12 protein-coding genes are annotated in these 14601 nt (G+C 69.1%); 8 read left to right on the top strand and 4 right to left on the bottom strand.

Annotation, left to right across the window (positions count from 1 at the left end; all coding sequences use genetic code 11):
- Nucleotides 1-64 precede the first annotated feature (64 nt).
- The 7 genes from ACFVHY_RS00905 to ACFVHY_RS00935 all read left to right on the top strand — a co-directional run bounded on the left by ACFVHY_RS00905 (nt 65) and on the right by ACFVHY_RS00935 (nt 9264).
- Entirely contained in the window at nt 65-2272 is a 2208-nt protein-coding gene (locus tag ACFVHY_RS00905) for an acyl-CoA dehydrogenase family protein (RefSeq protein ID WP_390267124.1), read from the top strand.
- Nucleotides 2273-2395: 123 nt separating this feature from the next.
- Entirely contained in the window at nt 2396-3550 is a 1155-nt protein-coding gene (locus tag ACFVHY_RS00910) for an acyl-CoA dehydrogenase family protein (RefSeq protein WP_390267127.1), read from the top strand.
- Nucleotides 3540-4703 carry an acyl-CoA dehydrogenase family protein gene (locus tag ACFVHY_RS00915; protein ID WP_058251187.1) on the top strand — a complete coding sequence of 388 codons (1164 nt, stop codon included), beginning with the start codon at nt 3540-3542 and terminating at the stop codon, nt 4701-4703. The genes ACFVHY_RS00910 and ACFVHY_RS00915 overlap by 11 nt, the downstream gene beginning before the upstream one ends.
- The gene (locus ACFVHY_RS00920; protein ID WP_390267130.1) at nt 4700-5761 is read left to right on the top strand and encodes a bifunctional MaoC family dehydratase N-terminal/OB-fold nucleic acid binding domain-containing protein; all 1062 of its coding nucleotides are present in this window, start codon (nt 4700-4702) and stop codon (nt 5759-5761) included. Before ACFVHY_RS00915 ends, ACFVHY_RS00920 begins: the two co-directional genes overlap by 4 nt.
- Nucleotides 5758-6213: a MaoC family dehydratase gene (locus tag ACFVHY_RS00925; RefSeq protein WP_137810204.1), complete on the top strand. Its 456-nt coding sequence runs from the start codon at nt 5758-5760 to the stop codon at nt 6211-6213. The genes ACFVHY_RS00920 and ACFVHY_RS00925 overlap by 4 nt, the downstream gene beginning before the upstream one ends.
- Nucleotides 6213-7385 (top strand): lipid-transfer protein, encoded by a 1173-nt coding sequence (locus tag ACFVHY_RS00930; protein ID WP_065629128.1) that lies wholly within the window; start codon nt 6213-6215, stop codon nt 7383-7385. The genes ACFVHY_RS00925 and ACFVHY_RS00930 overlap by 1 nt, the downstream gene beginning before the upstream one ends.
- 244 nt (nt 7386-7629) lie before the next feature.
- Complete coding sequence (locus tag ACFVHY_RS00935; RefSeq protein ID WP_390267134.1) at nt 7630-9264, top strand: acyl-CoA synthetase; 1635 nt, start codon at nt 7630-7632, stop codon at nt 9262-9264.
- Here ACFVHY_RS00935 and ACFVHY_RS00940 read toward each other — a convergent pair whose 3' ends face one another.
- Nucleotides 9265-9909 (bottom strand): LysE family translocator, encoded by a 645-nt coding sequence (locus ACFVHY_RS00940; RefSeq protein WP_390267137.1) that lies wholly within the window; start codon nt 9907-9909, stop codon nt 9265-9267.
- 203 nt (nt 9910-10112) lie between these two features.
- Entirely contained in the window at nt 10113-10457 is a 345-nt protein-coding gene (locus tag ACFVHY_RS00945) for a nuclear transport factor 2 family protein (protein ID WP_390267139.1), read from the bottom strand.
- Between the two features lie 124 nt (nt 10458-10581).
- Here ACFVHY_RS00945 and ACFVHY_RS00950 point away from each other — a divergent pair, with 124 nt between their 5' ends.
- Nucleotides 10582-11409, top strand: coding sequence for a MerR family transcriptional regulator (locus ACFVHY_RS00950; RefSeq protein WP_390267142.1), 828 nt, complete (start codon nt 10582-10584; stop codon nt 11407-11409).
- Nucleotides 11410-11444: 35 nt separating this feature from the next.
- Here ACFVHY_RS00950 and ACFVHY_RS00955 read toward each other — a convergent pair whose 3' ends face one another.
- Nucleotides 11445-12740 (bottom strand): SLC13 family permease, encoded by a 1296-nt coding sequence (locus ACFVHY_RS00955; RefSeq protein WP_390267144.1) that lies wholly within the window; start codon nt 12738-12740, stop codon nt 11445-11447.
- A gap of 13 nt (nt 12741-12753) precedes the next feature.
- Nucleotides 12754-14412 carry an MFS transporter gene (locus ACFVHY_RS00960; protein WP_390267147.1) on the bottom strand — a complete coding sequence of 553 codons (1659 nt, stop codon included), beginning with the start codon at nt 14410-14412 and terminating at the stop codon, nt 12754-12756.
- Nucleotides 14413-14601 lie beyond the last annotated feature (189 nt).

Here is a 14601-nt window from a genome sequence, read left to right on the forward strand (position 1 = left end):
ACACCCATGGCATATTAGAACAGGTTCTAATTATTCGTCACAACTCGACATACAGGGATTGCCAGTGACAATCGCCACGTCTTCCGAGCAGATCGCGGTCCGTGACAGCATCGCGTCCTGGGCGCGCTCCACCAGTGTGACCGACATCGTGCGGTCCGACCTCGACAAGCCGAGCGACCAGTGGACCGGTCTATTTTCGCAGATCGCCGATCTGGGCGTGTTCGCCGCAGCGGTCCCCGAGGCGTCCGACGGTCTCGGCGCGAGTTTCCTCGACGTGGCCGCCATGCTCGAGCAGTGCGGGGCAGATCTCGTCCCCGGCCCGCTCGGTCCGACGGTGACCGCAGCGATCGCGCTGGCGGTTCGCCGTGCGGATTCGCCGCAGGGCGACACCGACCGGTCTGCCGGACTGCTGGGCGAGGTGCTGGCCGGGTCGGTGCCGGTGGTGACGCCCGCGACGAGCTACGCCGGGGCGGGTCTCGTCCTGGCCGACGGCGAACTCGACCTCGGGCTCGTCGCCGGCTACGTCGAGGGCTGTGCCGTGCTGGTCGAATTCGGGACCGACGATCGGGAACGGTCCTGGTGGATCCTCCCGCCGGGTGCGGGAGTCGCCGACGTCACGCCGCAGACCCCGCTCGACGGAACCGCGTCGGTCAGCCATGTGACACTGTCCGGGGTCGCCGTCGAGGACCTCGTCGAACTGGGTGACGGGACGTTCGTCGCGGGCCTGTTGTCGGCGACGCTGGCCGCCTATCAGAGCGGCGTCACCCGGTGGGCCCTCGACACCGCCGTCGAATACGCGAAGGTCCGCACCCAGTTCGGGGTGCCGATCGGGTCGTTCCAGGCGATCAAGCACATCTGCGCCGAGATGCTGTGCCGCAGCGAACGCGTCACCGCGGTCGCGTGGGACGTCGCCGGCGCGGTCGACGACGTGCTCGCGGCCGCGGCGGGGGACGAGCTCGCTCCGGCCCTCGAGCAACTCCAGATCAGTAGGCTGGCGGCGGACGTCGTGGTGGGCCGCGACCCGGTCGCCAACACCAAGGACTGCGTCCAGGTCCTCGGCGGCATCGGGTTCACCTTCGAGCACGACGCCCACCTGTATCTGCGCGCCGCACTCGCCGCGCAGGCGTCGCTCGCGAACGCGTCGTCGCACGCCGCCACCCTCGCCCGGCTCGGGCTCGCGGGGGCGCGGCGGCGCTTCCGTCTGGATCTCTCGCAGGTCGAGGACCGGCGCGACGAGGTCCGCACCACCGTCGCGAGGATCGCCGACGCCGAACCCGATGATCGTCGCCGTCTCCTCGCCGAGACCGGCTACCTGACCCCGCACTGGCCGGCGCCGCACGGTCTGGGGGCGGATGCCGCGATGCAGCTGCTGATCGACACCGAGCTCGAGGTGGCCGGGATCGAGCGGCCCGACCTGGTGATCGGCGCTTGGGCGATCCCGACGATCCTGGAACACGGCACCGACGCGCAGCGCGAGCGGTTCGTCGCCCCGACGCTGGCCGGCGACATCGTGTGGTGCCAGCTGTTCTCCGAACCCGAGGCCGGCTCGGACCTGGCCGCGTTGCGCACACGGGCGGAACGGGTCGACGGCGGCTGGCGCCTGGACGGTCAGAAGATCTGGACCTCTCAGGCACACAACGCCCAGTGGGCGATCTGCCTCGCGCGCACCGATCCCGAAGCGCCGAAGAACAAGGGCATCACCTACTTCCTCGTCGACATGGGTTCGCCCGGCATCGACATCCGGCCGCTGCGCGAGCTCTCCGGGCGGGCCAACTTCAACGAGGTCTTCCTCGACGGTGTGGTCGTGCCGGATGACTGTGTCGTCGGCGAGATCAACGGCGGCTGGCGGCTGGCCCGCACCACCCTCGCGAACGAGCGGGTGGCGATGGGCGGTACCGGTCTCGGCAAGGAGATGGAGTCGCTGCTCTCGCAGGTGCGGTCGATGGATCGGGAGCTGACCGCCGAGGAGTCGGCGTCGCTCGGCACCCAGCTCGCCGACGCCCACGTCGGCCGGGTCCTCGACGCGCGGGCGGCGACCAGGCAACTGGCCGGGCTCGACCCCGGTGCGTTGTCGAGCGTGCGCAAGTTGATCGGCGTCGAACATCGCCAATCGGTACCCGATCTCGCGCTGCGGCTCCTGGGGGTCGCGGGTCTGGCGGCGACCGAGGCGTCCGACGCGGTCCTGCAGAACCGCTGCCTCTCGATCGCGGGCGGCACTACTCAGATCCTGCGCACGGCCGCGGCGGAACGCATTCTCGGTTTGCCGCGGTAACCGGCTGCGGCGACAGTGCCGAAACCGCAGATAAGCGCCGATTCCGACACCCTTGCGCGCGGACTCTGATACAACTAGAACAGGTTCTAGTTCTTGACGGGTTCATGGTGAGGGAGGCGCAGGGTGGACTTTGCCCTGGACGGCACGGCGATCGCGGTTCGCGACGTCGCCGAGGACGTGTTCGCGCGACGGCAGCCCGACTGGGAGTCGACGTTCGGTGGGCGTCATTCCGGTGGGACGGCAGCGGCCGAGCCGGAGGCGACCCGCGGCGGGTTCGAGGCCGATGGCTGGCAGGCGCTCGTCGACGCCGGACTGCTTGCCCTGCCCCTGCCGGCCTCGCTCGACGGTGACGAGGTCGACGAGGCGGGTCTGCTCCCGTTGTTCCGCCGGATGGGCCGGGCCGCGGCGGTGACGCCGGCCCTCGGATCGCTGACCGCGGCGCTTGTGTTCGCCAGGGCCGACGCCCAGGACGGCGAGGGATCGGTGTGGTCGCGGTTCGGCAGTTCGCTCACCGGCGGCAGCTGGGTGTCGGTGGCGATCGGCGAACACGGTGACGCCCTGACGGCGCATCCGCGGACCTCGGTCCGCGACGGGCGGCTCAGCGGCACGAAGGTCGGCGTCCTGCACGCCGACGGTGCCTCGCTGTTCCTGGTGGCCGCCGATGCCGGTGTCGTTGCCGTCTCGCCAGCCGCCGACGGGGTCACCATCACGCGCACGCCGACCTCGAGCGGCTGGGGCGAGTACACGGTGGCCTTCGACGACGTTCCCGTCGACGACGCCGACATCGTGGTCCGCGACCTCGCGATCCTCCGTGACCGCTACCGCCTGGCGTTGTGCGCCTACGCCGACGGCCTGGTCGCCGGCGCCACCCGACTGACCGCCGACCACGTCTCCACGCGAGAGCAGTTCGGCAAGCCGATCGCCTTGTTCCAGGCGGTGGGCCAGCAGCTCGCCGACATCTACGTCGTCGGCCGGTCGATGGAACTCGCGACCACCTCGGCGGCCTGGCGGTTGTCCGAAGGTCTGGACGCCGCAACCGATCTCGCGATCGCCGCCTACTGGTTGGCCGAGGAGGTCCCGCCGACCACGCGGACGATGACCCACCTGCACGGCGGCATCGGCGTCGACATCACCTATCCGCTTCACCGCTACTTCTCGCTCACCAAAGACCTCGCGCGTCTGGTGGGCGGAGCGCACGTGCGGCTCGACGAGCTCGCCGACATCACCGACGTCCCCGCCGACGACACCCGTATCGCAGAGGTGCCCGATGTTCATTGATCTCACCCCCGAACAGCGCGCGCTGCGCGCGGAACTGCGCGAGTACTTCGCCGACCTCGTCACTCCCGACGAGGCGGCGGTGATGCTGACCGAACGCCACGGCCCGACCTACCGCAAGGTCATCAAGCGGATGGGTGACGACGGCTGGTTGGGCGTCGGATGGCCGACGGAGTTCGGCGGCAAGGGTTTCGGTGAGATCGAACAGCAGATCTTCACCAACGAGGCCGTGCGCGCCGACGTCCCGCTGCCGGCGGTGACGCTGCAGACCGTCGGGCCGACGCTGCAGGTCCACGGCACCGAGGAGCAGAAACAGAAGTTCCTGCCCGCGATCCTGGCCGGTGATGTGCACTTCGCCATCGGCTACACCGAACCCGAGGCCGGCACCGACCTGGCGTCGTTGACCACCACCGCCGTCCGCGACGGCGACCACTATGTGGTCAACGGCCAGAAGATCTTCACGACCGGCGGTCACGACGCCGACTACATCTGGCTCGCTGTCCGCACCGACCGGGATGCTCCCAAGCACAAGGGCATCTCGATCCTCATCGTCGACACCTCCGACCCCGGTTTCACGTGGACGCCGATCATCACCGCCGACGGCGCGCACCACGTGAATGCCACCTACTACCAGGATGTCCGGGTTCCGGTGTCGATGCGTGTCGGCGAGGAGGGGGGCGGGTGGAAGCTGATCACCACTCAGCTGAATCACGAGCGCGTCATGCTCGGCCCCGCCGGCCGCATCGACGGGCTCGCGGCCCGGGTGCGTGCCTGGGCGCAGCGGCCGGGCCCCGACGGGACGGTCATCGCCAAGCATCCCGACGTCCGTCGCGCGCTCGCGACCATCGACGCCTACGGCCGCATCAACGAGTTGCTCAACTGGCAGGTGGCCGCGACAGGTGAGGCCATCTCGATGGCCGACGCGGCGGCCACCAAGGTGTTCTCGACCGAACGCATCCAGACCGTCTGCCGGATGGTCGACGAGATCATCGGGCGCTACGGCGATTTCGCCGATCCGGAGACCGCGGCGCTGGTGAACTGGCTCGACGTCCAGGAGAAGCGTCACGTCGTCATCACGTTCGGCGGTGGCGTCAACGAAGTCATGCGCGACATGATCGCGACCGCCGGCCTCGGACTCCCGCGGGCCAAGCGGTGAGCGCGCCCGAGCTCGCCCGCGACGGCGTCGCCGGAGACGAGGCGATCAGAGCCGCCGCGCAGGAGATCATCGACGCCGGACCGAGCGCACCGGTCACCGGGCGGGACCCGATCAATCAGCCCATGATCAACAACTGGGTCGAGGCGATGGGCGACACGAACCCCGTCTACACCGACGACGCGGCGGCCCGGGACGCCGGCCATCCCGGCATCGTCGCACCGCCCGCGATGGCGCAGGTGTGGACGATGCGCGGCCTCCACGGGGTGCGGACCGCGGACGACCCGCTGGGTCGCGCCAGCGAACTCTTCGACGAGGCCGGCTTCACCTCGGTGGTGGCGACCAACTGCGACACCGTCTATCACCGCTACACCCGCCCGGGCGAGGAGGTAGCGCTGTCGGCCGAACTCGTCGAGGTCGTCGGGCCGAAGAACACCGCGCTCGGTGAGGGCTGGTTCTTCACCACCCGCAACGTCTGGTCGGTGGGCTCAGGCGACGGGTCGCGTGAGGTCGTCGCCGAGATGCGCTTCCGCATCCTGAAGTTCCGTCCCGCCGCACGTGCTGCTGCCGAGCCGGCTTCCGACGCGGGGGTTCCCGACGACCTCGACCCGGCGCGGCTGCTCAAGCCGAGCGCATCCCGGGACACCGCCTTCTTCTGGGAGGGCGTGGCCGCCCACGAGCTGCGCATCCAGCGCGACGGAGACGGGGTGCTGCGTCATCCGCCGGTCCCGGCGACCTGGAAGCCGCGCGAGGCCGACGGAACCGTCCCGCCAACGGATTACGTGGTCGCGGCCGGGACCGGCACCGTCTACAGCTATGTCGTGCATCGAGCGCCGAAGGTGCCCGGGCGGCAGCTGCCGTTCGTGGTGGCCCTGGTCGAACTCGACGAGGGAATCCGCATGCTCGGTGAGCTCCGGGGCGTCGAACCCGAGCAGGTGGCCATCGGCATGCCGGTGCGCGCGACCTATCTCGACTTCCCTGCCGATGACGAGGCCGGGACTCCGGCCTGGACCCTGCACGCGTGGGAACCGGCCGTGCCTACCGAAGGGGAGCCCGCATGACAAGCGTTGCCACCGACCCCGCTGCCGTCGGAACGATGCTGCCGGCGTTGACGATCGAGGCGACCCCCACGTTCGTCGTGGCGACCGCGCTCGCCACACGCGACTTCCAGGACGTGCATCATGATCGCGACCTCGCGCAGGCGAAGGGGTCCAAGGACATCTTCGTCAACATCCTCACCGACACCGGGCTGGTCGAGCGGTTCGTGACCGATTGGGCTGGCCCGACCGCCCGAATCCGCTCCATCGCGCTGAAACTCGGTGTGCCCTGGTACGCCTACGACACGGTCACCTTCACCGGCGAGGTCACCGCGGTCGACGCCGGGGTCATCACCGTCGCCGTGACCGGGACGAATTCGCTGGGCAAGCACGTCATCTCGACCGTCACGCTGACGATCGGCGCCACCGAACCCGACACGGTCGGTTCGCCCGCGGGTCGAGGGGAGGGACTCTGATGGGGTCACTGTCCGGTCAGGCGGTCATCGCCGGTATCGGTGCCACCGAGTTCTCCAAGGATTCCGGGCGCAGCGAACTGCGACTCGCCGCGGAGGCGGTGTCCGCGGCGATCGCCGACGCCGGTCTCACACCCGCCGACGTCGACGGTCTCGTCACGTTCACGATGGACACCAACAGCGAGATCTCCGTCGCCCGGGCCGTGGGGATCGGGGACCTGACCTACTTCTCGCGCATTCACTACGGCGGTGGTGCGGCGTGTGCCACGGTGCAGCAGGCCGCGATGGCGGTGGCCACGGGTGTCGCCGACGTCGTGGTGGCCTACCGCGCGTTCAACGAACGGTCGGGACTGCGCTTCGGGCAGGTGAATTCGGCGGTGGCGAACCAGGAGAACTCGTCCGGCACCGAGAACGCCTTCACCTACCCGCACGGGTTGTCGACACCGGCCGCGTTCGTCGCGATGATCGCGCAGCGCTACATGCACGACTTCGGCGCCACCAGTGAGGATTTCGGGCGGATCGCCGTCGTCGACCGCAAACACGCGGCGGTGAACCCGGACGCGTTCTTCTACGACAAGCCGATCACCCTGGAAGACCACCAGAACTCGCGGTACATCGCCGAGCCGTTGCACCTCCTCGACTGCTGCCAGGAATCCGACGGCGGTGTCGCGCTGGTGATCGTGTCCCCGGAACGCGCGAAAGACCTGCCGCACAAGCCCGCCGTGATCGCGGCCGCCGCGGCCGGCAGTGCTGCCGACCAGTACATCATGACCAGCTATTACCGGGACGAGCTCGCCGGTCTGCCGGAGATGGGGCTCGTCGGCCGGCAGCTGTGGTCGCAGTCGGGTCTGAACCCCGACGACATGGACATGGCGATCCTCTACGACCACTTCACCCCGTACACACTCCTGCAGCTCGAGGAGCTGGGATTCTGCGGTCGGGGCGAGGCCAAGGACTTCGTCCGGGAACCGGGTGCCCTCGAGGTGGGTGGCCGGTTGCCGCTGAACACGCACGGCGGTCAGCTGGGCGAGGCCTACATCCACGGCATGAACGGGATCGCCGAGGGGGTCCGGCAGATCCGCGGGACCTCGGTCAACCAGGTCGAGGCGGCCGAGAAGGTCGTCGTGACCGCCGGGACCGGCGTTCCCACAAGCGGATTGGTGCTGACCGCATGACAGCGGCCGATCTGAGAATCCCAGACGACCCTTCGAGGCTCGTCGCTATCGCTCCTCGCACCTCAGGGAGCAGATGGTCGACCGCTATCGCTCCTCGCACCACGAAAGAACTCCGCTCCCTGAGGAGGCCCGGAGCTTGCGGAGGGCCGTCACGAAGGGTTGTCGGCGTCATCGCTCCTCGCACCTCAGGGAGCAGATGGCGAACCCCCACCAATTCACTCCGTATGACCAAGGAGCGCGCACGATGAAGTTCAACCTCGCCGATGTCTTCGAGACCGTCGCCGACTCGGTGCCCGAGCGGATCGCGCTCAGCTACCAGGGCCGCCAGATCAGCTACGCCGAACTCGACACCCTCTCCAACCAGGTGGCACATCTGTTCGCCGGCGCGGGGATCGGTGTGTTCGACAACGTCGCGCTGTTCCTGAAGAACAGCATCGAACACGTGACGAGTCTGCTGGGGCTGCTGAAGGTGCGCGCGGTCCCGGTCAACGTGAACTACCGCTACACCAACGCCGAACTGCAGTACATCTTCGACAACTCCGACTCCCGCGCGATCATCGTCGAACTGCCCGAGCACCAGCGCAGCGTCGCCGCGCTGCTCGCCGAGACCCCCACCGTGCGAACGGTGTTCGTCATCGGGGACATCGTCGAGGAACTCCGTGCGGCGGTCGCCGACCTGCCCGACGACCGCGTCGTCGAGATCGTGTCGTTCGCCGACGCGGAGTCCAAGCCCGACGGCCGGGACTTCGAGCCGCGCAACGGCGAAGAGCTCTACCTGCTCTACACCGGCGGCACCACCGGGTACCCGAAGGGCGTCATGTGGCAGCACGACGACTTCTTCCGCAAGCCGCTTTCCGGCGGCAACCCCTACGGCGAGGCCCGCAAGGATCTCGCGGAGATCGGCACGGCGGTCAAGGATTTTCCGCCCATCGCGTTCCTGCTCGCGGCGCCGCTCATGCACGGCGCGGCGTCGTACTCGCTGTTCACGTTCTTCACCCTCGGTGGCCGGCTGGTCATCCAGCGCGACTTCGACCCCGAGGCGATCGTGACCGAGATCGAGAAGGAGAAGGTCAACATCGTCCTCATCGTCGGCGACGCCATGGGCATGCCGCTCGTCGAGGAGCTCGAGAAGCGGAAGGACTCCGTCGATCTGTCGTCGATGTTCTCGATCACCTCCGGCGGCGCGATCTGGTCCCAGCACGTGCGTGACCGGATGCTCGCGGTGAAGCCGGATCTGGTGCTGCGCGACAACTTCGGCGCCTCGGAGTCGGGTAACGACGGCGAGATCATGATGGACGAGAACGGGAACCTGAAGGTCCCGCCGACGGACCGGATGATGGTCGTCGACGAACGCCACAACAAGATCGAGCCGGGCTCGGGCGAGGTCGGTTACATCGCGCGCATCGGCAACGTCCCGCTCGGCTACTACAAGGACGAGGAGAAGACGGCGAAGACCTTCCCGACGCTGGCCGACGGCACCCGGATCTCGATCCTGGGCGACATGGGCACCGTGGAGGCCGACGGTTCGATCGTGTTCCTCGGACGCGGTTCGCAGTGCATCAACACCGGCGGCGAGAAGGTCTACGCCGAGGAGGTCGAGGCGGTGCTGCACGCGCACCCGGCGATCGCCGACGCACTCGTCGTACCGGTTCCCGACGAGAAGTACGGGCAGCGGGTCGCGGCGGTGGTCAACGTCGCCGACGGGGCCGACGAGCCGTCGCTGGAGGAGATCCAGGACCACTGCCGGGAGACCCTCGCCCGCTACAAGGTGCCCCGCACGGTCGTCTTCGTCGACGAGGTAAAGCGGACCCCGGCCGGCAAGGCCGACTACCGCTGGGCCAAGGCCGCAGCCGCGTCGAACGAGACCGCCCCGGTCTGATCAGCCCTCGAGTGCCAGGCGCACTCCGAGCCCGATCAACGCGACTCCGCCGATCGCTTCGACGCGACGGCGGATTCGTGCGCTCTGCAGCCATCCGGCGATTCGGCCGGCGGCGCCCACCAGCACGGTGAAGTACGCGGCGGTCAGCGCGATGTAGATCGCCCCCAACCCGAGGGTCGTCCCTCCCGTCGAGTAGCCGTCCGGCACGAAGCCGGGCAGGAGACTGATGAACAGGATGCCGATCTTCGGGTTGAGGATGTTGGTGAGCAGGCCGGCGGTGAAACCGGAGAACAGCAGGCCCGCCTTCCGGCCCGCGGGCGGCGCGGCCGCGTCCTGCGATGCTGCGAGATCGGGTGCGGCGCGCAGCAGCGCGCGGACCGAGCTGATACCCATCCACACGAGGTAGCCGGCCCCGACGATCTTGAGGATCTCGTAACCGGTCTCGCTGGCCTGCAGCAATGCCGACAGGCCCAGGACGGCGGCGGTGACCCAGACCATCAGTCCGCACACGATGCCGGCGGCGGTCCGGAAGGCTTCGCCGCGTCCACCGCGGACCACTCCGCGCAGGACCACCAGGGTGTCCGGACCCGGCAGCAGCACGATCAGCGTCGCGGTGACGATGAAGGACAAGAGCGCGGCGAGCATGAAGGTCATGGTAGGAACCGGGGCGCGGGCGAGCGCGCCGGGGCTGCCGCCCCGCGGACTGTCGAGGGCCCGCGGGGCGCGTCCGACGGCGGCGGGGCGCCCGGATGACTACGCCTGGATCGGGAAATTCGTTCCCGACGCCGCCGCGGCGAATGCCACCCCGAAGCCGCCCGGTGTCCCCCCGCTGATGAACCATCGTCGGGTCACGGCTCGATCACCAGCCGGCTGATCAGGGCGCCGTCGAGAACGAATCGGTAGTGCAGATCGGCAACGCCTCCGGGGAAGTCGCCCTGCAGATGCTGTCCGACGTCGACGGTGTCGCCGGTCGCGGTCGCGCCGGTGAACTCGGACGTGTAGGTGTACCCACTGCCGCTGACCGAGGCTGCCAGCCAGGCGCTGATCCCGTCGCGTCCCGCGTGGTCATGGCCCTCGTCGGTCACCACCGCATCGGCGGTGAACAGGTCGAGCGCCCGGTCGTCGTCTCGGGCGTCGAGCGCGGTCATGAAAGTCCTGATCGTGTCGGGGAGTGCATCCCATTCTGTGTTCATGACCCCACCGTGGGGCTTCCCCCAAGGGGAGAGTCAACCCCGCATGCTGCAGTGTTGACCTTGCCCCGGGGGAAGGTTGCACGATGTTCCCACCTGGCACACCGGATCACCGAGGAGGACGCACATGGGGGCACGGGTCTCGATCGGTGACTTCGCGGTGATGACCGGCTTGAGCCGGAAGGCGTTACGGCATTACCACGACATCGGCATTCTCGAACCGGTCCAGGTCGATTCCGACACGGGTTATCGCTTCTACGACACCGGCCAGGTCGACCACGCGCACATCATCCGCCGGTTCCGATCTCTGGGCATGTCCATTCCCGACATCAAGGCGCTGCTGAGTGCAGACGATGCCGCGACTCGCACCGACATCATCACCACTCATCTCGAGCAGATGGAGGCGCAGCTCCAGCAGACTCGAGACAGCGTCGGCGCCCTGCGCGAACTGCTCTCGCCGGTACGCACCCCCGCGCCCATCGCGGTACGTCATGAACCTGCGCTGGCCGTGTGGTCCGTCGGCGCCACCATCGAGACCGCGGAGATCGACGACTGGTTCGAGGCGGCGCTGAGCACGCTGCGGGACGCAGTTGCCTCGGCAGCCGGGGCACCTGTGGCGGTCGTGCCCGGAGGCCTCTACGACCGGGCACTGTTTCTCGAATCACGGGGCGAGGCAATCATGTTCGTGCCCGCGCCGCCATCGGCGACCCCGCCGGCAGGCGTCCGTGCCGACGTGTTGCCGCGGGCCGAATACGCGGTGCTCACCCACTCCGGCGGTCACGACGGAATCGACCGCAGCTACGGTGCCCTGGGCACGTTCGCGAACGAGCACCTGATCAGCCGCCAGGGGCCGATCCGCGAGCACTACCTCGGCGGCACGATCGCCGATCCGACCGCGTTCACCACCACCGAGATCTGCTGGCCGATCCTCGGCACGAGCACACCGCCGGAATGACGGCAGCCCGACACCGTGGACCGCGGGCGGCGCCGTCAGGTCAGCCGGAGCACGCCCCACAGCGCGACCACCGCGACGACGAGCGTGGCGGGCACGGTGAGTGCGCCGAGGCGTAGGTACTCGCGCGAGGTCGGGGCGCCCGTGCCCCCGCCGGAGCCGTCGCGGTGCATGATGTCGCGCCACAGCAGGTTGGCCAGCGACCCGAAGTAGGCGAGGTTGGGTCCGAGGTTGACGCCGAGGAGCATCGCCAGGACCAGGCCGGGCTCGTGGGCGACGAGCGGGATGAGCAGCAGGGTGGCGGGCAGGTTGTTCACCAGGTTGGCGAGGACCGCGGCCAGGGCGGCGACCGCGAGCAGCGCGAGGAGCGATGAGTCGTCCGGGATCAGGTTGCCGATCCAGTCGCCGATCGGGCCGGTGCGCACCGGGAGGATGACGACACCGAGCACGGCGACGAATCCGAGGAACGGGATGTTCAGGGCCTGCACCGTCTCCCGCGCAGTGGGCAGCGGTGAGTCGAGCAACCGCGGCACCGTGAAGGCGACCGCGCCCACGCCGGCCACCGCGGCCAACGGGACGCCCAGCGGTTCGGTCACGACGAAGGCGAGCAGCAGCAAGCCGAGCATCACCAGCATGAGGGTGGGGCGGGGCGGCGCATCCACCGGAGCCGGCTCGCCGGCGGTCGAATCGGCTGCCGGGGCAGTGCGCGCGAGCGAGTCGGCGAAGTAGATCCGGAAGATGAGGTATTCGACGACGATCGCGGCGACCCAGGGTGCCAGCATGACGCCGGTGAAGCCGAGGAAGGTCAGCCCGGTCGCGGTGAACGCCAGGAGGTTGGTCAGGTTCGACACCGGCATGAGGGTCGACGCGGTGTTGGCCAGGTGTGCGTTCGCGAACGCGACCGGGGTCACCGGCGCGCCGATCCGCCGTGCGGTGGCGACGGCGACCGGCGTCAGCAGGACGATCGTGGTGTCGAGACTGAGGACCGCGGTCGTCGCCGCCGCGGCCAGGAAGACGATGCGCAACAACCGATGTGGTGAGGCCCGACTCCACCGGGCCAGGAGGGCGCCGATCCAGGTGAAGACCCCGGCGCGGGCGCAGGCGTCGGCGATCACCAGCATCGCGGCCAGGAAGCCGATGGTCGGCGCCATCGTGGCGATCTCGTCGGCGGCCTGCTCGACGTCGGCCAGGCCGAGCGCGAGGAGCAGCGCGGCGACCGGTGCGGCCACCACAACGGCCGGAACACGCTGGGCGACAACGGTCGCGACGATCACCACGAGCAGGGCGGCGACTCCGACCAGGGTGCCGGCGATGCTGTCCGCGGTGAGTACCACCGGGACAGGCTACTCAGTCGCGGGCGTAGGTGTCGTCGCGGTCCTGGTCGGGGTCGGACTCGATGGTCGGCGGCACCTCGACGACACGTCGCGGCGTGAGCCACAGCAGCGCGACCGAACTGACGAGCATGATCCCGCCCAGGACGAGGCAGGCGTACTCGAACGGCACGTAGAACGCCTCTTGACTGCCGTCGGCGATCTTCTCCGCGAGCGATGCGGCCTGACCGGACAACCGGTCCACGACGACCGTCGCCTCGGCGAGGGATCGCTCGATCAGCGTCCCGGCCTGTTCGGCCTGGGCGACCATGGCCTGGCCACCGGCGGTGTCGCCGGCGGCGATGCGCTGCTCACCGGCGGCGGTCAGTTGATCGCGGGCCAGTTGTGCGGTCTCGCCGATGCGCGACTGGTATCCCGCGGCGACGATGCTGCCCGCGATCGCGATACCGATCGCGGCGCCGATCTCCCGGGCGGTGTCGTTCACGGCCGAGCCGACGCCCTGGTTGTCGAGCGGGGTGTTGGACATGATGGCCGTCGTGGCGGGTGCCGACGCCAGACCGATCCCGACCGCGATCAACGCGACCACGCCGGCGAGCGTCCAATACGTCTCGTACCGGAACATGCCGAGGAGGATCAGCCCGACGCCGGACAGCAGGGCGCCGGCGGCGATGACGAACTTGAGCGAATCCAGTCGTACGGCAAGCCAGTTCGCGATGAGCGTGGTGAGGCCGACGCCGGCCACGAACGGCATCAGCGCGACCGCCGACTGCAGCGGGGTGTAATCGAAGACCAGCTGCAGCAACTGCAGGAGCAGGTAGAACATGCCGAACGAGGCGAGGAACTGGACCGCGACCGACAGCGCCCCGGACCCGAAGGCGCGGTTGCCGAGCAACCGGACGTCGAACAGCGGCGACGTCGAACGCAGTTCCACGGCGACGAACCCGCCCGCGAGCAGGACGCCGCCCACAATGCAGATCAGGACAACGGGATCCGCCCAGCCCCGGTGAGGTGCCTCGAGCAGACCGAGGACGACGCCGGTGATGGCCAGGACCGAACAGACGGTCCCCGGGATGTCGAAGCGACCGGGGTCGCTGTCCTTGGAGGTGCCGATCGTCAGACACAGCGCGGCCGCGACGGCTGACGCCGCGGCGAAGGTGATGAAGATCGAGTGCCAGGAGAAGAACTCCAGGAGAAGCCCGGTGACCAGGAAGCCGGCGATGGCGCCGCCGCCGGCGATCGCCGACCAGATGCTGATCCCGACCGCGCGTTGACCTTCCGGCATCCCGGACGTGATGAGGGACAGCGTGGTGGGCATGATCAGCGCCGCAGCGGCACCGGCGAAGCACCGCGCCAGGATCAGCTGGGTCGGGCCGTCCACCCAGATCGCCACCAGTGAGGCGATGCCGAAGAGGAGAAGGCCGGCGATCAGTACCTCACGGCGCCCCAGCCGATCGCCGATCGCGCCCGCCGGGAGCAGGAGCGCCGCGAGCGCCAGGGTGTAACCGTCGACGATCCAGGTCATCTGACCGGCGTCGGCGCCGGTGTCGATCGCGATGTCGGGCAGGGCCGTGTTGAGGGCGGCCATGGCGGCCACGACCATGCTGACCGACAGACAGGCGACGAGGACGAGCCACGCGGACCGGGCGTCGAGGCGGATGGCGGACGGTAATCTCATTCGGCGTCCTGCGCTTTCGGGGTCGGCATACGGAACCGGTTCGGTCGGCACGTTCGCCGCCACCGCGGTGTTGCGGTTTCGTTATCGCGACACGCTATGTGGGCGCCGACGCTACTCGAGTAACTTGTGACACATTTATCACTGCAGTATCGATACCGGGCGAACGCGAGACCGCGCCGGTCCCCGTTG

It is taken from the genome of Gordonia sp. NPDC127522, from assembly GCF_042672305.1.
GTDB classification, from domain to species: Bacteria; Actinomycetota; Actinomycetes; order Mycobacteriales; family Mycobacteriaceae; genus Gordonia; species Gordonia hongkongensis.